This is a genomic window from Streptomyces sp. SM18 (genome assembly GCF_002910775.2).
GTDB lineage: Bacteria > Actinomycetota > Actinomycetes > Streptomycetales > Streptomycetaceae > Streptomyces > Streptomyces halstedii.
In genome coordinates this window covers 543,124-564,834 of record NZ_CP029342.1, presented here as the reverse complement: position 1 = coordinate 564,834, position 21,711 = coordinate 543,124, and the positions used below count along the sequence as shown (strand labels likewise).

Here is a 21,711-nt window from a genome sequence, read left to right as displayed (position 1 = left end):
GACGCCACGGCCCCGGACATCCTCTGTCGGTCGCGGGCAGCGTATCGCCTGCGGGTGAACAAGACCCGGCTACCCCCGGCTACACGGTGTCGCCGCCCGCCGCGCCCAGCCGGTGACGCCTGCGCCACGCGACCAGCGCCCCGCCCGCACCGGACACCACGATGAAGCCCATCGACGCCAGGAACACCGGGGACGCCGGCGAGGACGCCGAACCGCCCGCGACGACGTACGCCGCCGTGTTGGGGATCGAACCGATCCCGGTGGCCAGCAGGAACGGCGGACAGCCCATCCGGGACGTCGCCGCGCAGTAGTTGGCCGCGGCGAACGGCACACCCGGGAAGAGCCGCAGCGCCAGCATGGAACGGAAACCGTGCCGGCTCAGCAGTCCGTCCGCCGCCGTGAGCCACTTGCCGCGCAGCAGCGTGCGGAGCGCGTCCTGGCCCAGCACCCGGCCCAGCATGAACGACACGCCCGCGCCCAGCACCGTCCCGGCGAGCGCCGCCGCCAGCCCCGTCTGCGCCCCGAAGAGCGCGCCCGCCGCCAGGTTCAGCAGCGGCCGCGGTACGAACGCCACGGTGCACGCGCCGTACACGAGGGCGAACAGCATCGCCGCGGCCGAGCCCGTGAGCTGGGGCGGCCAACCGGACGCCAGCAGCCGCTGCGGTTCGAGCAGCAGCATCGTGGAGGCGGCGGCCAGCAGCACGGCCACCAGCAGGGAGAACCGGGACCAGGGGGAGAGCAACAGCCTCGTGCAGCGGACCACGAGACCGCCGGCGGGCCGGGCGGCGGGGACGGGCTCGAACATTGGGGGAGAGTAACCGAAACCGGCATGTGATCGCCGTAACGGGTCCTCATGAGACCGTCTGCGCGGGGCACCCGCCGCCCGCACGAGCCACCCGTACGAGCCCGCCCGCACCGCCCGAAAACCGTTCGACGCCGTCGTGCCGTTCCGCCATGCTCGGGCACATGTTCCGGTACGCCTTCCTCGCAGCACGGCCCGCGGTCGCGGCCGCGCCGAAGGCTGCCGTGAGCCTCGCGACCGTGATCGCGGCAGCGGCTGACGCGGCGTCCGCCGCTGCCGCGGCACCCATCGGCGGCGCCCGAAGCTGACCCTCCCCCGACTGTCCGGCGGACCCCGCAAGGGGAGGGTCGGCGGGGCCCTGGGGTCTTCTCACTCAGCTTCGAACACCAAGGAACGAACCATGCCCAAGACGGCGTACGTGCGCACCAAGCCGCACCTGAACATCGGCACCATGGGCCACGTCGACCACGGCAAGACCACCCTGACCGCCGCCATCACCAAGGTGCTCAGCGACCGGGGTACCGGCACCTTCGTCCCCTTCGACCGGATCGACCGGGCGCCGGAGGAGGCGCAGCGGGGCATCACCATCAACATCGCGCACGTCGAGTACGAGACCGACACCCGGCACTACGCGCACGTGGACATGCCCGGACACGCCGACTACATCAAGAACATGGTCACCGGGGCGGCCCAGCTCGACGGCGCGATCCTCGTCGTCTCCGCGCTCGACGGGATCATGCCGCAGACCGCCGAGCACGTCCTGCTGGCCCGTCAGGTCGGCGTCGACCACATCGTCGTGGCGCTGAACAAGGCGGACGCGGGCGACCCCGAGCTGACCGACCTGGTCGAACTGGAGGTCCGCGAACTGCTCTCCGCGCACGGCTACGGCGGCGACACGGTGCCCGTGGTACGGGTGTCGGGACTGGGCGCGCTCCAGGGCGACCCGCGCTGGACGGCGGCCGTGGAAGGGCTGCTGGACGCCGTGGACACGTACGTACCGATGCCGGTGCGCTACACCGACGCGCCGTTCCTGCTCTCCGTGGAGAACGTGCTGACCATCACCGGCCGCGGCACCGTCGTCACCGGGGCCGTGGAGCGCGGCACCGTGCGGGTGGGGGACCGGGTGGCGGTGCTCGGCGCGGACGTCGAGACGGTCGTCACCGGCCTGGAGACGTTCGGCAAGCCGATGGAGTCCGCCGAGGCCGGCGACAACGTCGCGCTGCTGCTGCGCGGGGTCGAGCGCGACCGGGTCCGCCGCGGCCATGTGGTCGCCGCCCCCGGCAGTGTCACGCCCAGCCGCCGCTTCACCGCGCGGGTCTACGTCCTGTCGGCGAAGGAGGGAGGCCGCACCACCCCGGTCGCCACCGGGTACCGGCCGCAGTTCTACATCCGGACGGCGGACGTCGTCGGGGACGTGGACCTCGGCGAGGTGGCGGTGGCGCGTCCCGGTGACACCGTCACCATGACCGTCGAGCTGGGGCGTGACGTCCCGTTGGAGACCGGACTCGGCTTCGCGATCCGCGAGGGCGGCCGGACGGTCGGCGCGGGCACGGTCACCGAACTGCTCTGACGGGCCGTCACCGAGCGCGCCGTGCCGTCGCCGAGCGCGCGGGTCCGTCACCGAGCACGCCGGACCCGCTCCCCGCCACGACCGGGGGGAGCGGGTTCCGCGTGCCGGAGCAGTGCCGCGCGCGGGGAACAATGGGGCCGTGAACGAGTCGATACCCGTCATCCGCACCACCGACCGCGGCACCGCCCGGCTGCTGCCCGACGTGGACCGGGAGCGGGCCTGGCTGCTCACGGTCGACGGCGCCCCGCAGTCCTACGTGGACCTCGACGCGCCGGACCACCTCGAATTCGAGTACGTACGACGGCTCGCCCACGTCGTGGACCTGGCGGCGGAACCGGGCGCGCCCCTGGACGTCGTGCATCTCGGAGGCGGCGCGCTCACCCTGCCCCGGTACGTCGCCGCCACCCGGCCAGGGTCCCGCCAGGAGGTGGCCGAGGCGGACGCCGGGCTCATCGGACTCGTCGACGAGCACTTGCCGCTGCCCGAGGGCGCCCGGATCGCCGTGCACGCCGCCGATGCCCGCGGCTGGCTGGAGCGGGCGCCCCGGGAGTCGGCGGACCTGCTGATCGCGGACGTCTTCGGCGGGGCGCGGGTGCCGGCCGAGCTCACCTCGGTCGAGTACGCGCGGGCGGCCGGCCGGGTGCTGCGCGCGGAAGGCGTCTACGCGGCCAACCTCGCCGACAGCGCCCCCTTCGGCTTCCTCCGCTCCCAGGTGGCCAACGCCGCCGAGGTGTTCGGTGAGCTCGCGCTCGTCGCCGAACCGGCGGTCCTGCGCGGCAGGCGCTTCGGCAACGTCGTACTCCTCGCCGGGCACACGCCGTTCGACCTGGCGCGCCTCACCCGGCTCTGCGCCGCCGACGCGTTCCCCGCCCGGGTCGCCCACGGGGAGGCGCTCATCCGGCTCACCAGGGGCGCGCGGCCCGTGGGTGACGCCGACGCCGTGGCGTCACCCGAGCCGCCGCAGGGTGCCTTCTCACTCGGCTGACACCACCGCCGGGGCGGGCCCGGAAGCCTCGACCGCGACCTCCTTGACGGTGACGCGCCGGGTCAGGTTGCGTACGTCCGGGACGAACAGCACTCCCGCCGTCACCACCACGATCAGCGTGGCGCAGCCCCACAGGGCCTGGCTCCGGCCGATCAGGGACTCGACCGGCCCGGCCGCGGCGGTGGCCAGGGGCAGCATCGCCACCGATCCGAACCAGTCGTACGACGAGACCCGGGAGAGCTTGTCTTCCGGGATCTCCTGGTGCAGCGCCGTCATCCAGGAGACACCGAACACCTCGATGCCCACCCCGGTCACGAACATCGCCGCGCACAGCACGGTCACCGGCACCGGTACGGCGAGGCTCGCCGAGGGCAGGGCCAGCGGGAACACGCACAGCGTGCCGGCGAGCAGCAGCCGGCGGGGCTTCCACCGCATCATCAGCACCGCCCCCAGCAGCGTGCCCGCGCCGAACGCGGCCAACGCGAATCCCCAGGGCCGCGCGCCACCGAGCTTCTCCTGTGCCACCAGGGGGCCGTACACCGCCTCTGCGGCGCCCACGACGGCCACGACCACGGAGAACTGGAGCACGACGGCCCAGAGCCAGGGCCGCCCGGCGACCTCCCGCCAGCCCTCCCGGAGATCGGTGAGCAGACTGCTGCCGCCGGTCCGCTCGGGGATGTGGCTCACGTCGAGGAAGGCCCGGAGCGCGCCGGCCACCGCGAAGGCCACGGCGTCCACCGCCAGCACCCAGCCCGGGTCCATCGCCGCGATCATGGCCCCGCCGATCGCGGCCCCGCCGATGGCCGCGCCCTGCATCGACATCCGGAAGAAGGCGAAGGCCTTGGCCGCCTGCTCGCCGGTGACACTGGAGAGCAGCATGCCCTCGGCCGCCGGGTTGAAGAAGGCGTGCCCGGTACCGCACAGGGCCGTCAGCACCATCATCTGCCAGAGCTGGGCGTCGCCGGCCAGGACCAGCCAGGCGAACGCCGCCTGGGACACGCAGTTGAGGGCGTTCGACGCCACCATCACCCGGTGGCGCGGCAGCCGGTCCGCGATCGCCCCGCCGATCAGCAGGAACAGCACGAGCGGCGCGGTGCGCGCGGCGGCGACCAGGCCCACGTCACCGGCGTCGCCGCCCGACGCCAGCACGGCGAAGGCCGCCGCGATCAACGCGCCATGGGTGCCCAGGCCCGTGATGATCGCGGCGGCGGTCAGCAGACCGTAGTTACGAGAGGCGGCGGGGACGGCCGCGGCGGAAGTCACCTGGGGACTATCGCGGTCCGGGCCTCCTTCTGCCAACCGGTTTCGGCCATTTCTGTCCAAATGTTTTCCGGCCATGGCGGCAGTGCCCGAGCGTCAGGAGGTGGTGCCCTCCGCCAGACGCACGGTGCTGAGGATCTTCCGGATCGTGGTGTCCGGGAGCTCGTCGTCCATTCCGGCGGCGGCGTACAGGATCCAGGTCGAGTAGTCGCCCTTGGCGTTCTTGAAGCTGAAGGCGATCGACTTGCCGTCGGTGTCGCACTTGTTCTTGTTGGCCAGCCCGGTGGCGGTGGCCGTCGCGATGCTGCCGGACAGGCCCGACTCCGTGGTGTACGGCTCGGCCTTGCCGACCTTGATCTTGTCCTTGGGGTCCTCCTGGGCGTAGGCGGCCCAGACGAAGTTGGCGGCCTCGTTGGTGGCGGCCTCGTCGGTGTTCTTGGCCCCCTTGGCGCCCTTGGTGCCGACCCCGGCCAGCTCGGTCGACTCCTTCTTGCCGTCCTTGTCGACGTCGTCCTCGCACCAGTTGGTCTTGTGGAACGCGGGTGCGGAGAATCCGGCGGCGGGCGCCCCGGTCGGGTCCTTGGTGTCCGAGAAGCCCGAGAACACGCCGCTCGCGGAGACCTCCCAGTCCCCGGGGACGTCGAACTGCGTACCCCACTTGGGGTTGGTCACGACCTTCCAGCCGGGGACGGTCGGCGCCGCGTCCTCACCGCCGCGCGGGTTCGCGACGGGGGAGGACTCCGTCTCGGACGGCTTCGCGGACGGCGAGGCCTTCTTGTCGTCCGCGAGGGGCGCGTCGTCCTTGCCGTCCTTGCCCAGGACGAGGAACCCGGTCACCCCGGCCGCCACGACGACGGCCAGCGCGGCGACGACCGCCACGATCGTCGTCTTCCTCTTGTCGTCCGGCGGCTTCGGACCGCCGGGCGGCGCCTGCACGGCGTACTGCGGCACGGTGGGCTGCTGGTACGGGTTGGGCTGCGGATACCCCGGTTGCCCCGGCTGGCCGGGCTGCCCAGGCTGGCCGGGCTGGCCCTGTGGGTACCCCTGCTGCTGATATCCCGGCTGCTGGTAGGGATTCGGCTGTTGGTACCCCGGCTGCTGGTACGGGTTCTGGTTCTGGTCCTGCGGGTTCTGCTCGCCCCCGGGCGGCTGCTGTCCTGGCCACATGGCCAGTAACCATAGAGGGGCGGCAGGCGGCGCTGCTACGGCCGCCCCCGCCGGGGGATGGCCAAAACCTGCTACCCGTAAGTAACATCCGGGCCATGAGTACTGAAGAGATGACGGTCGGCGAGATGCTGACCGCGAGCGTTCCCATGGTCCGCACCCTCGGCATCGAGTACCTGGAGACGACCGCGGAGCGTGCCGTCCTCTCGCTTCCCGACCAGGCCGACTACCACAACCACCTGGGCGGACCGCACGCCGGAGCGATGTTCACGCTGGCCGAGTCCGCGAGTGGCGCGGTCGTCATCGCGGCGTTCGGCGACCAGCTGAGCCGGGCCGTCCCGCTCCCCGTCACCACGGAGATGGCGTTCAAGAAGGTCGCCATGGGCCCGCTCACCGCGACCGCCACCCTGGGACGGCCGGTGGCCGACGTCGTCGCCGAGCTGGACGCCGGTGAGCGGCCCGAGTTCCCGGTGGCCGTCGAGATCCACCGGGCGGACGGCGCGGTGACCAGCGAGATGAGCGTGGTCTGGACCCTGCGCCCCCACCGCTGATCCCTGCCCGGAACCGTCTTCCGGGCCTGCGCGTCCTCGCATACGTCCGAGGGCGGACAGAGGCTCCGGACGGGGGCTCGGCCGGGGAGCCGGTCGGGGCCTCGCCGCCCGCCGCCGTGAGACAGGTAGGCTGCCGCCGTGCACCCCACGTGGTGCCCGGCGGCACATTTCTTACGGGAGGAACCGGCCTTGCACGTCCAGGAGTGGCTCGAGACCGTGCCCGCGGTCAGCATTTACCTCCTGGTGGGGGTCGTCATCGGACTCGAAAGCCTGGGCATCCCCCTGCCAGGCGAAATCGTGCTGGTGAGCGCCGCACTCCTGGCCTCGCAGCACGGTGAGATCGACCCGGTGGTGCTCGGCGCCTGCGCGACGGCCGGGGCGATCATCGGCGACTCCATCGGCTACGCCATCGGCCGCAAGGGAGGCAGGCCCCTGCTGGCCTGGCTCGGCGGGAGATTCCCGAAACACTTCGGACCGGCTCAGATCGGTGTGGCCGAGCGGTCCTTCGAGAAGTGGGGCATGTGGGCGGTCTTCTTCGGCCGCTTCGTCGCCCTGCTGCGCATCTTCGCCGGTCCGCTGGCGGGCGTGCTGCGCATGCCGTACTGGAAGTTCCTGATCGCCAACGTGCTCGGCGGCATCCTCTGGGCCGGGGGCACCACGGCCGTCATCTACTCCGTGGGCGTGGTCGCGGAAGCGTGGCTCAAGCGCTTCTCCTGGCTGGGCCTGCTGCTGGCCGTGCTCATCGGCCTCACCTCGATGCTGGTCCTGAGGAACCGCGCCAAGAAGGCGGGGCAGCAGGCCGCGGACGCCCCGGAGACCGCGTCCGGCCCGGCCTCCTCGGACGGCCCGGCCTCCCCGAACGGTGCGGCCTCCTCGGGCGACGCGGCTTCTTCGGCCGCTTCGTCGCCCTCGTCCGGAGCGGTGCCGGCCTCGGGTGCGGCCGCCGCTCCCGCCCCCGGTACCACGGCGGCCGCCGCCGAGCCGGACGCGGTGCCCGCCGCCGACTGAGCGGTCAGGCCCCGTGCGCCGAACGGTGCGCCTTGGCCAGCTCCACGTAACCGGCCGCGTTGAACGCGATGCCCTCGCGCTCCTCCGCCGTCAGTTCCCGCTTGACCTTGGCGGGCACCCCCGCGACGAGTGAGCCCGGGGGCACCCGCATCCCCTGCGGCACGAGGGCCTGCGCGGCGATCAGTGAACCGGCTCCGACGTGTGCCCCGTTGAGCACGGTGGCGCCCATGCCGACCAGCACGTCGTCCTCCACCACACAGCCGTGCAGGACCGCGTTGTGCCCGACGGACACCCGCGCGCCCACCGTCAGCGGGAACCCGGGGTCGGTGTGCAGGCTGCAGTTGTCCTGGATGTTGCTGTCGGGGCCCAGCGTGATCGGCCCGCAGTCGGCCCGCAGCACGGCCTGGTACCAGACGCTCGAACCCGCGGCCATCGACACCTCGCCGACGACCACGGCCGTCGGCGCCACGAAGGCGTCCGCGTCGATGTCCGGCTCCTTGCCGCCGATGCCGGTGATCAACGCCTGCTCTGCCATCGCGTACTCCTTCGCTGCCGCTGCGGGGTGCGGTGATCCGCCGGTGCGGCCGCCGCCGGGGCTCCCGCGGGGGCTCCGGTCAGGGGCCGTCGTGTCAGAGGAACCGTAGGTGACGGGCCCCGGCGGAGGGGAGGGTGGGGTGAACATCACAGGTCGGGGCGCGGACCCGCCCGACCTGGCCGACTACCGTGAGCGGGTGCCGAAGAATCGAACACTCTTCCCCTCCGTGGCCCGCTGGAGGCGGCGGGTGCTGTCCCGTGCCGTCCACCGGGGCTGGTCCTGGGTGCGGGAGACCGGTGCGGTGACCGCGCAGCACCCGGGGCGGCTGAGGTTCGGCCGTATCGGTGTGGGGACCCGGCTCGCCTTTCCGCAGGGCACCGTGTTCGGGGAGCCCTGGATCGAACTGGGCGACCACTGCGTCATCGGCGAGCAGGTGACGCTCACCGCCGGACTGATGCCCGACCTGGACCTGGGACCCGAGCCCATCCTGACCCTGGGAGACGGGGTGGTCCTGGGGCGCGGCAGCCATGTCGTGGCCGACACCACGGTGACGATCGGCTCCGACACGTACTGCGGTCCGTACGTCTACGTCACGTCGACCAACCACAGCTACGACGACCCGCACGAGCCCGTCGGCACGCAGTGGCCCCGTATGGAGCCCGTGACGATCGGTCCGGGCTGCTGGATCGGCACCGGAGCGGTGGTCCTCCCGGGCGCCCGGCTCGGACGCAACGTGGTGGTCGCGGCCGGCGCCGTCGTACGGGGGGTGGTGCCCGACCACGCGGTGGTGGCCGGAGCACCGGCCCGGGTGGTGCGCAGGTGGGACCCGGAGAAGGGCTGGCAGCCACCGCTGCGCACCCCGGCTCCGGTGCCGCTCCCCGACGGGGTCACGCCCGAGCAACTGCTCGCGGTGACGGACCTGCCGGCCAAGTCCCCGAACAGCAAATGAGCCGTCCGCGAGGGCTGTTAGCGTATTCCGCATGCGCGCACCGCTGGGCTCCTTCGAAGACGTCTCGTCCGCCGCCGACCGGCTCGATCTGCTCACCCCGCCCGTGGCGGACGTGGTGAAGGCGGGCTGGGGCGGCTTCCCCGCCGACCGGATCGTCTATGTGGACACGGACCCGGCGATCGCCGACACGGCCGTCCTGGTCGAGCACCACGGTCCGGAGCTGCTCGACCGGTCGGCCAACTGCCTGGTCGTCAAGGCCAAACGGGGCGGTGTCAGCACCCTGGCCGCGTGTGTGGTGCTTTCCCGCGCACGCGTCGACGTGAACGGGGCGGTGCGCCGGCACCTCGATGCCCGCCGGGTGACCTTCGCCCCGGTGGACACCGTGGTCGACGGGACGCGCATGGAGTACGGCGGCATCACACCGGTCGGACTGCCCTCGGAGTGGCCCCTGTTGCTGGACCCCGCCGTGGTGGACGAGGAATGGGTCCTGATCGGCAGCGGCCGGCGCCGCGGCAAGCTCATCGTCCCGGGCAAGGCGCTGGCCGCCCTCCCCGGAGCCGTCCTGGTGGAGGGCCTCGGGATCTGACCGGCGGGCCGTGCCTGTCGGACCCGGACCGGCCCGGCGCCACCCCGGGGCCCCGGGTCTCCCAGGCGCATCTCCCGGATCGCCCAGGCACCTCCCGGGTCACCCACGCGCCGGCACACGGTTGCGTGCCCGCCCCGCCCGCGCGGGTCGTCAGTTCCGCGCGGGCCGGTGGTCCCTGAGCCAGACCGTGGCGAAGTCCACGGCGGAGCGCAGGCGGACCAGACGGCTGGGCGCCGAGGTCACCTGGCCCCTGCGGACGGCCCCGGCCGTGTCCAGGCGTTCGAAGTCGTGCCCCAAGGCGGCGAAGTCGCTGTCGTCGAGTGCGACGTCCTCGTACTCCCACCACCGGCGCCGTCCCGAGTCCGCCACCACACAGCGGTAGCGGCGGCGGGGAGGCGACGGCAGGCGGTACTCCGCGAGGTGGAAGGCCGTACAGGTGTCGTAACCCGTGCCCAGCAGCAGGATCAGGGCATCGGCCTCGTACAGCCGGGCCAGGGGGGAGTCCTCGCCCAGATGGCAGTCGGGCCGGTGCCCGGCGAGCAGGCTCCCGGCGGCCGGACCGAGCGCCGCGAACGACGTCTGCGGATGACCGCTGCGCACGGCACCCGGCGTCAGGCGCACGGCCTCGGCGAACCGTCCCACGGCGGCCGCGGACGAGGTCGCCCGGTCGAACGGCGGTATGGCCGCCCGGACCGCGGCGCGGGCCTGCTCGTCCAGCCCCCGCACCCGGTCCAGATAGTGGCGCGAGGTGTCGGAGTTCTCCATGGTGAACGCGGGCACGACCAACGTCCCGTCCGGCCCGAGCACCTCCCGCAGGGTGCCCGCCATCGCCCCGGCGGCCATGCCGACCGCCCGCATCGAGGCGTGCACCAGCAGCACGCCCCCTCGCTCCACACCCAGCTCGGACAACTGGGCGGCAACCCGCCCACCGGTGATCAGGTCGTGTGCCACGCCCCGCATTGTCCCCGCGGCCGGCCGCTCGCGACACCACGCCTTCCGGACGGACGACCCGTCGGCGCCGACGACCCCGTCGGTCAGCCCCAGGCCCCCGCCGGAGTCGGAGCGCACTCAGGGGCGAGGCGTCACGCCCGGTCGTCCAGGCGGGGTATCTCGATCGCGGGGCAGCGGTCCATGACCATGGCCAGGCCCGCCGCCCGCGTCCGCTCGTACGCCGCCTCGTCGATCACACCGAGCTGGAACCAGACCGCCTTCGCCCCGACCGCGACCGCCTCGTCGGCGACGCCACCCGCGAGATCGCTGTTGACGAAGACATCCACGACATCGACCGGGAAGGGTATGTCGGCCAGGGAGGCGTACCCCCGCTCGCCGTGGACCGTCACGGCCTTGGGGTGCACCGGAACGATCTTCTTGCCGAACCGCTGAAGGACCCCGGCCACCCCGTACGCCGCCCGGGAGGGGTTGTCGGACAGGCCCACCACGGCCCAGGTGTCACCCGTGTCCAGAAGAATCCTGCGGACCGTCTCATCGTCTGCGTACATGCCCGGACAACGGACGGCCGCCCCGGACCATTCCCCGCGTACGGGTGAATGAGGAGGCGGGCCGGGCACATAGGGTGGCCTGATGCAGGAGCAGTACCGGACCGTCGCCCGCGCGGGCGTGCACGAGACCGAGATCAACCGATCGCGGTTCCTCAGCGCGCTGGCCCCCGCCGCCACCGAGGAGGAGGCACAGGCGTTCGTGGCGCGTGTCCGCGCCGAGCACCCCGGCGCCACCCACCACTGCTACGCGTACGTGATCGGCGCGGACGCCTCCGTACAGAAGGCCTCCGACGACGGCGAGCCGGGCGGCACCGCCGGGGTGCCCATGCTCCAGATGCTCCTGCGCCGCGAGGTGCGGTACGTGGTCGCCGTCGTCACCCGCTACTACGGCGGGGTCAAGCTCGGCGCCGGCGGGCTCATCCGCGCCTACGGGGGAGCGGTCGGCGAGGCACTCGACTCCCTGGGGACCCTCACCCGGCGGCGCTACCGGCTGGCCACCGTCACCGTCGACCACCAGCGCGCGGGCAAGCTGGAGAACGATCTGCGGTCCACAGGCCGGATCGTGCGCGACGTACGGTACGCGGAGGCCGTGACCATCGAGATCGGCCTGCCGGACGCCGACGTCGAGGGCTTCCGGGCCTGGCTGGCCGACGCCACGGCCGGCTCCGCCACCTTCGAGCCGGGCGGCGAGGCGTACGGGGACGTGTGACGGGGACGTATGACGGGTTCCTGGCGGAAGCCGGCCGGCGTGCGACGTGCCCGGTGCAGGACACACGGGTCACGGAGGCTGAGCCCGGCGGAGAACCGGCTGCCGGACCCCACGGGGAGCGCACGGGGGACAGTGACACGGCCGGGCCGGCGGCCTCCTTGAGGGTGGCAGACTGAGAGCCGTGACGGACCAGGTGCCGACCGGCACCGGCGTGGTGGGTACCGGCGGGGCCGATGCCGGTTCGGAGGGTGTTGTGAGGGCGAAAACGCGGGTCGGAGCGGACCGTTGAGGATTCTGCACACCTCGGACTGGCATCTGGGACGGTCCTTCCACCGCGTCTCCCTGCTCGACGCCCAGGCCGCCTTCCTCGACCACCTCGTGGAGACCGTGGCGCGGCACCAGGTGGACGTGGTGGTGGTCGCCGGTGACGTGTACGACCGCGCGGTGCCGCCACTGACCGCCGTGCGGCTCTTCGACGACGCGCTGCACCGGCTCGCCGGAGCCCGTGTCCCCACCGTCATGATCTCCGGCAACCACGACTCGGCCCGCAGGCTCGGGGTCGGGGCCGGACTCATCGCGCGGGCCGGGATCCATCTGCGTACCGACCCCGCCGACTGCGCCACCCCCGTCCTCCTGCCGGACGCCCACGGAGACGTCGCCTTCTACGGGCTGCCCTACCTGGAACCCGCCCTCGTCCGGGACACCCTGGGCGCCGCCAAGGCCGGACACGAGGCGGTCCTCGGCGCGGCCATGGAACGCGTCCGCGCGGACCTCGCGGGCCGCCCGGACGGCACCCGTTCCGTCGTGCTGGCCCACGCGTTCGTGGCGGGCGGCGAGCCCAGCGACAGCGAACGCGACATCACGGTCGGTGGCGTCGCCGCCGTCCCCGCCGGGGTCTTCGACGGCGTCGACTACGTGGCACTCGGACACCTGCACGGCTGCCAGACGGTCACCGAGCGCGTGCGCTACTCCGGCTCGCCCCTCGCCTACTCGTTCTCCGAGCACACCCACCGCAAGACGATGTGGCTCATCGACCTCGGACCCGGCGGGGAGATCACCGCCGAACGCCTCGGCTGCCCGGTCCCCCGCCCCCTCGCCCGGCTCCGGGGCCGCCTGGACACACTGCTGGAGGACCCGGCCCTGGAACGGCACCGGGAATCCTGGGTCGAGGCCACCCTCACCGACCCCGTCCGGCCCGACGAGCCGATGGCCCGGCTCGCCGGGCGCTTCCCGCACATCCTCACCCTGGTCCTCGAACCCGAGCGGGACCCGGAGGATCCCCGGGCCTCGTACGCGCAGCGCCTCGGCGGACGCGGCGACCAGCAGATCGCGGAGGACTTCGTGGCCCACGTACGCGGCGGCAGCGGCCCCAGCGAAGCGGAACGCGGCGTCCTGCGTGCCGCCTTCGACGACGTACGGGTGGACGACACGGTGAACGAGGTGTCCCGTTGAGGCTGCACAAGCTCACCCTCACCGCCTTCGGGCCCTTCGGCATCACCCAGGAAGTCGACTTCGACGCGCTGTCGTCGGCCGGCCTCTTCCTCCTCCACGGGCCGACCGGCGCGGGCAAGACCAGCGTCCTGGACGCCGTCTGCTACGCGCTGTACGCGGCGGTGCCCGGTGCCCGGCAGAGCCCCGGCGGCTCGCTGCGCAGCGACCACGCCCCCGCCGGCCTGCCGACCGAGGTCCGCCTGGAGCTGACCGTCGCCGGACGCAGGCTCGAAGTCACCCGGCGGCCGGCCCAGCCCCGCCCCAAGAAGAAGGGCGGCGGCTTCACCACCGAGAAGGCGCAGAGCTGGCTCCGCGCGTACGAGCCCGAGGGCGGCTGGCAGGGACTCAGCCGCTCGCACCAGGAGATCGGCGAGGAACTCACCCAGCTCATAGGGATGAGCCGGGACCAGTTCTGCCAGGTGGTGCTGCTGCCGCAGGGCGACTTCGCCCGCTTCCTGCGCGCCGACGCCGAAGCCCGCGGCAAGCTGCTCGGCCGGCTCTTCGACACCCGCAGGTTCGCCGCCGTGGAGGAGCGTCTGGCCGAGCGGCGCCGTGCAGCCGAGGCGCGGGTGAAGGCGGCCGACGAACAGATCCTCGCCCTCGCGCAGCGCGTCGCCCAGGCGGCCGGACCCGTGACCGACGAGACCGAGCCGCCCCAGGACCGACCCGGCGAACCGGGACTGGCCGAAGGGGTGCTGGAATGGGCCGCCGTTGTACGCGCCGGCGCGCGCGAACGGTTCGACATCGCCCAGGTGGCGCTGTCCGCGGCGGAGACCCGCGACGAAGAGGCCCGCCATGCCCTCGACGCCGAGCGTGAACTCGCCCGGCTCCAGCAGAGGTACGCGGAGACCAGGCGCCGCGCGGCCGGACTCCAGGAGCGCCGGGCGGAACACGACCGCAGCCTCGACCGGCTGTCCCGCGCGCGCAAGGCGGACCTGGTCGCCCCGGCGCTCGAACTGTGCGACGAGGCCGACCGGGCCCACCGCGCGGCGAGCGAGGCCCGCGAGCGGTCCCGCGCCTGTCTGCCCCCGGAACTGGCCGACGCCGGCGCCGAGCAGCTGGCCGACCGGGAGCGGGCGCTGCGGGCCGAACTCGGCGCGCTCGACGCGGCCCGCCGTGCCGAGCGGCGCGTCGGGGAGATCGACACCGAACGGGCCCGGATCGAGCGGCAGTCGCGGGCCGACGACGAACTGCTCCAGGAGTCGGCCCACTGGCTGGCCGGCTGGGAGGCGGTCCGCGAGGAGCTGCATGCCCGGGTGCGGCGGGCCCAGGAGGCGGCGACCCGCGCCGAGCAGCTCGCCGGGCGGCTCGCCCCCGCTCGCCGGAGGCTGGATGCCGCCCGCAGGCGTGACACGCTCACCACGCGGAAGACGGAGGCCGAGGCCGTCCTGACGGCGGTCCGCGAGCGCGCGGTGACCGCTCATGAGACCTGGCTGGAGCTGCGTGAACGACGCCTCCGGGGCATCGCCGCCGAGCTGGCCGGCCGGCTCGTGGACGGTGAGGCCTGCGCGGTGTGCGGATCGGCCGACCACCCCGAGCCCGCCCGCGCGGGCGACGGCCATGTGGACCGGGCCACCGAGGAGGCGGCGCTCGCCGCCCACCGGAACGCCGACGAGGCCCGCGCCGAGGCCCAACGGCAGCTCGGCCTCATCGGTGAACGCCTCGACGCCGCACGGACGGAGGTGGCCGAGGCAGCGGCGGACGGCGTCCTGGACGCGGGTGGCACCCTGAGCGGCACGGCGGCCGCGAGCGGGACCCGGGACGGACACGGACGTACGGAGAACGATCGATCGAGTGGCGCCGCTCGGGCGGCCGAGGTGCCCGTGGCCGAACTCGAAGCCGCCGTCGCACGGCTGACCCGGCAGCACACCGAGGCACACACGCTGGCCGCCGGGACGCACGCCGCCCAGGAGGCCCTCGCCGCGGCCGAACGGGAGCACCTGGAACGCCTCGACCACCGGCAGCGCGCCGAACGCCGAGCCGCCGCCCGCACCTCGCAGCGCGAGGCGCTCGACCGCGAACAGGCCGCACTGGAGGAGGAACTGGCCCAGGCCCGGGGAGCGTCGGACTCCGTGGCCGCACACGCCGCGCTCCTGCGACGCCAGGCCGGGCTGCTCGCCGACGCGGCCGAGGCCGTACGCGCCGAGCAACGCGCGGCCCGGCACCGCAAGGAGGCCGACGGCAGGCTCGCGGACGCCGCGTTCCGGGCCGGCTTCGACACCCCGCGCGCCGCCGCCGCGGAACTCCTGGACGACACCGCGCAGCGCGAGCTCCAGCACCGGATCGACACCTGGCAGGCGGAGGCCGCCGCCGTCGCCGACCGGCTCGCCGAAACGGACGCCAAGGAGGCCGCCGCACACCCGCCCGCCGCCCCGGACGCCGCACAGGCGGCCCGCGACCGGTCGGCGCGGGCCCTCCGCGACCGCGCGACGGCGCTCGCCGCGGCCGGGGAGCGCCGCACGGAACTGGCCAGGCTCTCCCGCCGCGTGGCCGACGAGGTACGGGCCCTGGGACCACTGCGCCAGGAGTACACCAGGGTGGCCCGGCTCGCCGGACTCACCGCCGGCACCTCGGCCGACAACGAACGCAAGATGCGGCTCGAAGCGTACGTACTGGCGGCCCGCCTGGAACAGGTGGCCGCCGCGGCGACGGCACGCCTCCGCCGGATGTCGTCGGGCCGCTACACCCTGGTCCACTCCGACGCCCGCAGCGGCGGCCGCAGGTCGGGCCTCGGCCTGCACGTCGTGGACTCCTGGACGGGCCGCGAGCGTGACACCGCGACCCTGTCGGGCGGCGAGACCTTCTTCGCCTCGCTCGCGCTGGCGCTCGGCCTCGCCGACGTCGTCACCGACGAGGCGGGCGGCGTCCGGCTGGACACCCTCTTCATCGACGAGGGCTTCGGAAGCCTGGACGAGCAGACCCTGGACGAGGTGCTCGACGTCCTGGACTCCCTGCGGGAACGGGACCGGAGCGTCGGCATCGTCAGCCATGTCGCCGATCTGCGCCGCCGCATCCCCGCCCAGCTCGAAGTGGTCAAGGAACGCGACGGGTCGGCGGTGCGCCACCGCGTGGCGGAAGTGTCCGGCGACTGAGGCATCGGGCCGTCGCCGGTCGGCGGGGTCGGACGAGGTGCCCCTTTATGGGCCGGGGCAAGGCGGGCCTTGGGCGGAGGCTGGTCTTGACAGCCGGACAGCCGGACAGCCGGACAGCCGGACAGCCGGACAGCCGGGCCCTGGAAGCCGGGCCGGGCAGGCGGGCCGGAGGGCCGGTGCGAGCGGGCACCGGCCCTCCGGGCCACCTCGGGTCAGAGCTTGGACAGCTCGTCCACCAGGTCGTCCAGCCCCAGCGACCCCTGGGACAGGGCCGCCATGTGCCAGGCCTTGAGGTCGAACGCGTCACCGTGCGCCGCGCGGGCGTTCTCCCGGCCGAGCAGCCAGGCCCGCTCACCCAGCTTGTAGCCGATGGCCTGACCCGGCATCGACAGATAGCGGGTCAGCTCGCTCTCCACGAAGTCGGCCGGCCGGCCGCTGTGGTTGCCGAAGAACTCCTGGGCGAGGTCGGGCGTCCAGCGCTCACCCGGGTGGAACGGCGAGTCGGCGGGGATCTCCAGCTCCAGGTGCATGCCGATGTCCACGATCACCCGGCAGGCCCGCATCATCTGCGCGTCCAGATAACCGATCCTGCGCTCGGCGTCCGGCAGGAAGCCCAGCTCGTCCATCAGCCGCTCCGCGTACAGCGCCCAGCCCTCGGCGTTGGCGCTGACGTGACCGATCGACGCCTGGTAGCGCGAAAGGCTGTCGGCGACGTGCGTCCACTGCGCGATCTGCAGATGGTGGCCGGGCACACCCTCGTGGTACCAGGTGGAGACCAGGTCGTACACCGGGAAGCGGGTCTCGCCCATGGTGGGCAGCCAGGTGCGGCCGGGGCGCGAGAAGTCCTCGGAGGGGCCGGTGTAGTACGGGGCCGCCGCACCGCCCGCCGGGGCGATCCGGGACTCCACCTTCCGGACGCGCTCGGCGAGTTCGAAGTGGGTGCCGTCCAGCGCCTCGATGGCCTCGTCCATCAGGCCCTGCAGCCACTCCCGTACCTCGTCCACGCCCTCGATGTGCTTGCCGTGCTCATCGAGGTGGGCGAGCGCCTCCCACGGACCCGCACCGGGAAGGATCTTCTCGGCCTCGGTCTTCATCTCGGCCAGCAGCCGGTGGTATTCGGACCAGCCGTACGCGTACGCCTCGTCCAGGTCGAGGTCCGTACCGTTGAACTGGCGCGACCAACGCGCGTACCGCTCACGGCCCACGGTGTCGGGAGCGCCCTGGACCGCCGGTGCGTACACCTCGCTCATCCAGTCCCGCAGCGCCACCAGACCGGCGGTGGCCTGCGCGGCCGCCGCGTCCAGCTCGGCCCGCAGGGAGTCCGGGCCCGGGGCCACGAACTCCTCGAAGAACCCGCGGTCCCCCTCCCCGGCCCAGACGCCCAACTGCTGGATGAAGGTGGCGGTCGGGCGCGGGCCCCCGTAGAGCTTGCGCTCCAGGCCCAGTGCCAGGGAGGCGCGGTATCCCTCCAGCGCTACGGGGACCGCCTGGAGACGGGCCACGACGGCGGCCCAGTCCTCGTCGGTCGCGGTGGGCGTGGCGGTGAACACCTCCCGGATGCCGTGCGCGGGGGAGTGGATGTTGGAGACGGCCCGCAGGCCCTCGTCGGCGTCGTGGATCGCGAGTTCGGCGGTCAGCCGCTCGCGGAGGAGGCGCGCACAGCGCCGCTCGGCGTCGGTGTCCGCACCGGGCGCCCGCTCGGCCGCGTCGAGCTCCACCAGGGTGCGGCGGCTCAGTTCGGCCAGGGCGGCCTGTCCCTCGGGTGAGAAATCGGGCAGCCGGCTGGAGCTTTCCGCGACACCGAGATAGGTACCGGTGATCGGGTCGAGTTCGATGAACGCGTCGACGTAGGCGTCGGCGACCTGGCGCGGCAGTGCGCTGCTCGATGTGTCTGACATGGGGACATCCTCGTACGACAGGGCTTCCCGCGTCACCGGTATGGGGACACGGATATCCGGAGAAGTGTCTACGACGTCGTTTCCGGCGGTGCCGCGGGTACGGCTCGCGGACCGGTCCGTACCGGGTGGTGCGCGCCCGTGTCCGTGCTCGACGGGGGGTGTACGCCCGTGCCCGTCCCTGACGGGGAGTGTGTGCTCGTGCTCGACGGCTGGTGCGTGTCCGGCGCGGGAGGAAGCAGGGGGCCGCACTCCCACTGCTGGAAGATCAGCCGGGTCTCCACCCGGGCGACCTCCCGGCGCGAGGTGAACTCGTCCAGGACCAGTCGTTGCAGATCCGACGTCCCGGCGACCGCCACGTGTACCAGGTAGTCGTCCGGACCGGTGAGATGGAACAGCGCGCGCGACTCCGGCAGGGCCCGGATCCGCTCGACGAACGGGCCGATGAGTTCCCTACGGTGCGGCCGGACCTGCACCAGCAGAAGGGCCTCCAGACCCCGGCCCAGCAAGGCCGGGTCAAGCCGCAGCCGGTGCCCGAGGATCACTCCGGAACGGCGCAGCCGGGCCACCCGGTCCAGACAGGTGGACGGCGCCACCCCGACCTCGGCGGCCAGCTCCCGGTACGTCGTCCGGGCATCGTTCTGCAGGAGCCGCAGAATACGCAGATCCACCGGATCCAGAGCGACAGATTCAGGCATATCGCGAACGTTACACGGGTGATCGCCGTATCTGGCCGGTCGATGTTCAGAGTGAGGTCATGGACACCGACGCCACCTCGCTGACACCCCCCGCACCGAGCCGGTCCAGGGCGCTCGCCACCGAAGCCGTGCACGCCGGACGCGACGATCTCGCCTCCCTCGGCCTGCACGCCGCGCCGATCGACCTGTCCACCACCTACCCCTCGTACGACTCCCGGGGCGAGGCGGAACGCATCGACGCCTTCGCCGCCACCGGCGCCCAGCCGGAGGGCCCGCCGGTCTACGCCCGGCTGGACAACCCCACGACGGCCCGTTTCGAGAAGGCGCTGGCAACGCTGGAGGGCACCGAGAGCGCGGTGGCCTTCGCCAGTGGCATGGCCGCGCTCTCGGCGGTGCTGCTGGCCCGCGCGAGCGCCGGGCTGCGGCACGTGGTCGCCGTGCGCCCGCTGTACGGCTGTAGCGACCACCTCCTCGGCTCGGGGCTGCTCGGCACCGAGGTGACCTGGACGGACCCGGCGGGCATCGCGGACGCCATCCGCCCCGACACCGGACTGGTGATGGTCGAGACACCGGCCAACCCGACCCTCGCCGAAATCGACATCCGGGCGGTGGCGCACTCCTGCGGTTCCGTGCCGCTGCTCGTCGACAACACGTTCGCGACGCCCGTGCTCCAGCGGCCCGTCGAACACGGCGCCAGGATCGTGCTGCACAGTGCGACGAAGTACCTCGGCGGCCACGGGGACGTCATGGGGGGAGTCGTCGCCTGCGACGAGGAGTTCGCGGCGAGCCTGCGGCAGATGCGGTTCGCCACCGGCGGAGTGCTGCATCCGCTCGCCGGATACCTGCTGCTGCGCGGTCTGTCCACGCTCGCGGTACGGGTCCGCGCGGCCTCGGCGGGCGCCGCCGAACTCGCCCGCAGGCTCTCGGCCGACCCCCGGGTCGCCCGGGTGCACTACCCGCGGCTGGGCGGGGCGATGGTCTCCTTCGAGGTGTACGGGGACCCGCACCGGGTGATCGCCGGGGTCCGCCTGATCACGCCCGCCGTGAGTCTCGGCAGTGTGGACACCCTCATCCAGCACCCGGCCTCCATCAGCCACCGCATCGTGGAGGAGGGAGACCGGCACGCGGCGGGCGTGGGAGACAGGCTGCTTCGGATGTCGGTCGGTCTTGAGGACGTCGAGGACCTGTGGGCCGACCTGCGCCAGGCGCTCAGCGAGGGAGCCGAGGGGCTCAGCGAGGGGGCCGCGGGGTCCAGGGAGGGGGCCGCGGGGGTGGCGGGGGTCAGTGGACGAGCCGCGGAGGCTCTTCCGTCCGCCCGTACCCGGAAGGAGTCTCCGGAGCGGGGCGCGACCGGACCGGAGAGGCAGCGAGCCGAGCGGTGATCACCAGGGTGCCCTCCTCGATCTGGTAGTCGAGGGGCAGCGAGAGCGCGCGCATGGCCGCGACCATCCCCGTGTTGTGCGCCTGGGTGACGGCGTACACGCTCTCGCAGTCGGCCTCGACGGCCAGGGCCACCAGCCTGCCGAGGAGTTCGGAACCGATACCGCGGCGCTGCCAGTCGTCCTCGACGAGCAGGGCGACCTCGGTCTCGTCGCCGTCCCAGAGCAGGTGGCCGAGGGCCACCAGCCTGCCGGAGGCCGTCTGCACGGCGAGCGTACGACCGAAACGCGGGCTCAGCAGATGGTCCAGATACCGGTCCGCGTCCCGCACCGGGCCGTGGTAGCGCAGGCCGAGGGTCCGCTCGGAGCAGCGGTCGTGCATGGCACGGGCGGCGGCGAGGTCGTCCTGGTCGGCCCGCCGGACCGTGATCTCGTTGCCCTCGGGGAGGGTGAGCACGGACGCGCCGCGCGGAACACGCGGACCGAGACGGGCGTCCAGCTCGACGAGGGCACGGGCACGGGCGAACTCGGTCGGGGTGAACGGGAGATACGGCCGCTCCACGGTGATGGCCCCGCCCGACGGATCGCGCAGCCGCATCACCGTCTCGTGCAGGACGCCTTCCACGGGCGCGCCCTCCCCAGTGGCGCGTCCGGAGCCGGAGCCCGGCGCGGCGGGGGATGAGAGGGCGGGCAGCGAGTGGATGGTGCACCGTCCGAGGAGCTGGCGCAGGGCGAGCGGGAGTTCGGCGGCGTCGAGGGCCGTGCGCGTGGCCAGACCGAGTACGCGGGTGGGGGCGTCCACCAGATCGTGGGCGTCCGCGCGCTCGATCCACGTGGAGGTGCCGCCGGCCGCGGAGATCTCCCGGGTGAGCTGCCGGGCCGTCAGGGACTCCGGCACGCGCAGCAGGAACTCGTCGACCGTGCCCTGAGCCAGTGGGTGTGTCTGCAGGGTGAGGATGTCGATCCGGTGCCTGGCCAGCGCCGTGCAGAGAGCGGCCAGGGCGCCGGGGGCGTCCCGCACCGTGGTCCGCATCCGCCACAGCACCGTCTTGCCGGCCCTCCTCCCGATCTCCTCCTCGGTCCTCCTGCCGGTCTGCTCTGCGGCCTTCTCCGCTGTCTCTTCTGCCGTCTCCTCCGCGGTCGTCTCCGTGGTCTCCTCGGTACGGGCGGCGGGGCTCGTGGCGCCCATGGCAGAGACACTTGCCCTTGCGGGCCCGGCACCTGTGGTCCCTGCACCCGCGGCTTGTGAATCCGGGCCCGGAGGCGGGGCGTGGCTGTGCCGTCGTGCCCACCAGGTGTGGAACGCCGCTGTGGCGATCAGGGCCACCGCCGAGGCGATCAGCAGATAGGGGCCTTCGGGCTGGTGCCCGATCAGGTTGGCGATCGCGTCCGCCACCGCCACCGCGGTGAAGAGTGCGGCCAGCTCGATCAGGTCCCTCCGCCAGTGGTGCGGACGGCGGGCGCTCTTCGCGGATGTCACATCAGTCATGCCCTCACTGTGACCCAGCGGTGTTGCCTGACCGCGAACGCACTGTGAC

General features: G+C 73.3%; 19 protein-coding genes. 10 read left to right on the top strand and 9 right to left on the bottom strand.

All coding sequences use genetic code 11. The features are described 5' to 3' along the window. Window positions 1-79: 79 nt before the first annotated feature. On the bottom strand, window positions 80-805 hold the full coding sequence (locus tag B9S64_RS02335) for a TVP38/TMEM64 family protein (protein WP_103493573.1): 726 nt from the start codon (window positions 803-805) through the stop codon (window positions 80-82). A 397-nt stretch (window positions 806-1,202) separates the two neighbouring features. Here B9S64_RS02335 and tuf point away from each other — a divergent pair, with 397 nt between their 5' ends. Next, window positions 1,203-2,372: an elongation factor Tu gene (gene tuf / locus B9S64_RS02330; protein ID WP_037875452.1), complete on the top strand. Its 1,170-nt coding sequence runs from the start codon at window positions 1,203-1,205 to the stop codon at window positions 2,370-2,372. Between the two features lie 139 nt (window positions 2,373-2,511). After that, window positions 2,512-3,357, top strand: coding sequence for a spermidine synthase (locus B9S64_RS02325; RefSeq protein ID WP_103493572.1), 846 nt, complete (start codon window positions 2,512-2,514; stop codon window positions 3,355-3,357). On the opposite strand, the gene B9S64_RS02320 is transcribed toward B9S64_RS02325, so the two are convergent. Together B9S64_RS02320 and B9S64_RS02315 are read right to left on the bottom strand one after the other, a co-directional pair. After that, window positions 3,346-4,620, bottom strand: coding sequence for an MFS transporter (locus B9S64_RS02320; protein ID WP_103493571.1), 1,275 nt, complete (start codon window positions 4,618-4,620; stop codon window positions 3,346-3,348). The two genes, B9S64_RS02325 and B9S64_RS02320, sit on opposite strands and share 12 nt — an antisense overlap. Before the next feature lie 93 nt (window positions 4,621-4,713). Next, complete coding sequence (locus B9S64_RS02315) at window positions 4,714-5,784, bottom strand: hypothetical protein (protein ID WP_103493570.1); 1,071 nt, start codon at window positions 5,782-5,784, stop codon at window positions 4,714-4,716. Window positions 5,785-5,894: 110 nt separating this feature from the next. Here B9S64_RS02315 and B9S64_RS02310 point away from each other — a divergent pair, with 110 nt between their 5' ends. Together B9S64_RS02310 and B9S64_RS02305 are read left to right on the top strand one after the other, a co-directional pair. Continuing rightward, window positions 5,895-6,332, top strand: a complete 438-nt coding sequence (locus B9S64_RS02310) for a DUF4442 domain-containing protein (protein WP_103493569.1) — start codon at window positions 5,895-5,897, stop codon at window positions 6,330-6,332. A 189-nt stretch (window positions 6,333-6,521) separates the two neighbouring features. Continuing rightward, the gene (locus tag B9S64_RS02305; RefSeq protein ID WP_103493568.1) at window positions 6,522-7,340 is read left to right on the top strand and encodes a DedA family protein; all 819 of its coding nucleotides are present in this window, start codon (window positions 6,522-6,524) and stop codon (window positions 7,338-7,340) included. 4 nt (window positions 7,341-7,344) lie between these two features. Here B9S64_RS02305 and B9S64_RS02300 read toward each other — a convergent pair whose 3' ends face one another. Then, window positions 7,345-7,875 carry a gamma carbonic anhydrase family protein gene (locus tag B9S64_RS02300; RefSeq protein WP_103493567.1) on the bottom strand — a complete coding sequence of 177 codons (531 nt, stop codon included), beginning with the start codon at window positions 7,873-7,875 and terminating at the stop codon, window positions 7,345-7,347. Window positions 7,876-8,071: 196 nt separating this feature from the next. Here B9S64_RS02300 and B9S64_RS02295 point away from each other — a divergent pair, with 196 nt between their 5' ends. Next, window positions 8,072-8,824 (top strand): DapH/DapD/GlmU-related protein, encoded by a 753-nt coding sequence (locus B9S64_RS02295; protein WP_103493635.1) that lies wholly within the window; start codon window positions 8,072-8,074, stop codon window positions 8,822-8,824. 31 nt (window positions 8,825-8,855) lie between these two features. Next, on the top strand, window positions 8,856-9,410 hold the full coding sequence (locus B9S64_RS02290; protein ID WP_103493566.1) for a YbaK/EbsC family protein: 555 nt from the start codon (window positions 8,856-8,858) through the stop codon (window positions 9,408-9,410). A gap of 150 nt (window positions 9,411-9,560) precedes the next feature. Here the strand turns inward: B9S64_RS02290 and B9S64_RS02285 are convergent, their stop codons facing one another. Both B9S64_RS02285 and B9S64_RS02280 read right to left on the bottom strand, forming a co-directional pair. Beyond that, the gene (locus tag B9S64_RS02285; protein WP_374936102.1) at window positions 9,561-10,361 is read right to left on the bottom strand and encodes an aminoglycoside N(3)-acetyltransferase; all 801 of its coding nucleotides are present in this window, start codon (window positions 10,359-10,361) and stop codon (window positions 9,561-9,563) included. 131 nt (window positions 10,362-10,492) lie between these two features. Then, window positions 10,493-10,909 (bottom strand): CoA-binding protein, encoded by a 417-nt coding sequence (locus tag B9S64_RS02280; protein ID WP_103493565.1) that lies wholly within the window; start codon window positions 10,907-10,909, stop codon window positions 10,493-10,495. A gap of 82 nt (window positions 10,910-10,991) precedes the next feature. Between B9S64_RS02280 and B9S64_RS02275 the strand changes: the two genes are divergently transcribed. From B9S64_RS02275 to B9S64_RS02265, 3 genes are all read left to right on the top strand, one after another. Beyond that, complete coding sequence (locus B9S64_RS02275) at window positions 10,992-11,618, top strand: YigZ family protein (RefSeq protein WP_103493564.1); 627 nt, start codon at window positions 10,992-10,994, stop codon at window positions 11,616-11,618. Between the two features lie 285 nt (window positions 11,619-11,903). Then, window positions 11,904-13,070 (top strand): exonuclease SbcCD subunit D, encoded by a 1,167-nt coding sequence (locus B9S64_RS02270; RefSeq protein WP_103493563.1) that lies wholly within the window; start codon window positions 11,904-11,906, stop codon window positions 13,068-13,070. Then, on the top strand, window positions 13,067-16,201 hold the full coding sequence (locus tag B9S64_RS02265) for an AAA family ATPase (RefSeq protein ID WP_109491951.1): 3,135 nt from the start codon (window positions 13,067-13,069) through the stop codon (window positions 16,199-16,201). Before B9S64_RS02270 ends, B9S64_RS02265 begins: the two co-directional genes overlap by 4 nt. Window positions 16,202-16,413: 212 nt before the next feature. On the opposite strand, the gene B9S64_RS02260 is transcribed toward B9S64_RS02265, so the two are convergent. Beyond that, a complete protein-coding gene (locus tag B9S64_RS02260) occupies window positions 16,414-18,099 on the bottom strand; it encodes a DUF885 domain-containing protein (RefSeq protein ID WP_103488835.1) in 1,686 nt (561 codons plus the stop codon). A gap of 68 nt (window positions 18,100-18,167) precedes the next feature. Then, window positions 18,168-18,794, bottom strand: coding sequence for an Lrp/AsnC family transcriptional regulator (locus B9S64_RS02255; protein WP_374936021.1), 627 nt, complete (start codon window positions 18,792-18,794; stop codon window positions 18,168-18,170). A 59-nt stretch (window positions 18,795-18,853) separates the two neighbouring features. On the opposite strand from B9S64_RS02255, the gene B9S64_RS02250 reads away from it, so the two are divergent. Beyond that, window positions 18,854-20,176: a PLP-dependent aspartate aminotransferase family protein gene (locus B9S64_RS02250; RefSeq protein WP_103488834.1), complete on the top strand. Its 1,323-nt coding sequence runs from the start codon at window positions 18,854-18,856 to the stop codon at window positions 20,174-20,176. Here B9S64_RS02250 and B9S64_RS02245 read toward each other — a convergent pair. After that, on the bottom strand, window positions 20,076-21,653 hold the full coding sequence (locus tag B9S64_RS02245) for a GNAT family N-acetyltransferase (protein ID WP_103488833.1): 1,578 nt from the start codon (window positions 21,651-21,653) through the stop codon (window positions 20,076-20,078). The two genes, B9S64_RS02250 and B9S64_RS02245, sit on opposite strands and share 101 nt — an antisense overlap. Between the last annotated feature and the right edge of the window lie 58 nt (window positions 21,654-21,711).

Bases quoted from the DNA above. Each gene is read 5' to 3' on its own strand.
- B9S64_RS02315 (WP_103493570.1), bottom strand. From the start codon at position 5,784: ATGTGGCCAGGACAGCAGCCGCCCGGGGGCGAGCAGAACCCGCAGGAC.
- B9S64_RS02310 (WP_103493569.1), top strand. From the start codon at position 5,895: ATGACGGTCGGCGAGATGCTGACCGCGAGCGTTCCCATGGTCCGCACC.
- B9S64_RS02300 (WP_103493567.1), bottom strand. From the start codon at position 7,875: ATGGCAGAGCAGGCGTTGATCACCGGCATCGGCGGCAAGGAGCCGGAC.
- B9S64_RS02260 (WP_103488835.1), bottom strand. From the start codon at position 18,099: ATGTCAGACACATCGAGCAGCGCACTGCCGCGCCAGGTCGCCGACGCC.
- B9S64_RS02280 (WP_103493565.1), bottom strand. From the start codon at position 10,909: ATGTACGCAGACGATGAGACGGTCCGCAGGATTCTTCTGGACACGGGT.
- B9S64_RS02255 (WP_374936021.1), bottom strand. From the start codon at position 18,794: ATGCCTGAATCTGTCGCTCTGGATCCGGTGGATCTGCGTATTCTGCGG.
- tuf (WP_037875452.1), top strand. From the start codon at position 1,203: ATGCCCAAGACGGCGTACGTGCGCACCAAGCCGCACCTGAACATCGGC.
- B9S64_RS02335 (WP_103493573.1), bottom strand. From the start codon at position 805: ATGTTCGAGCCCGTCCCCGCCGCCCGGCCCGCCGGCGGTCTCGTGGTC.
- B9S64_RS02275 (WP_103493564.1), top strand. From the start codon at position 10,992: ATGCAGGAGCAGTACCGGACCGTCGCCCGCGCGGGCGTGCACGAGACC.
- B9S64_RS02250 (WP_103488834.1), top strand. From the start codon at position 18,854: ATGGACACCGACGCCACCTCGCTGACACCCCCCGCACCGAGCCGGTCC.
- B9S64_RS02290 (WP_103493566.1), top strand. From the start codon at position 8,856: ATGCGCGCACCGCTGGGCTCCTTCGAAGACGTCTCGTCCGCCGCCGAC.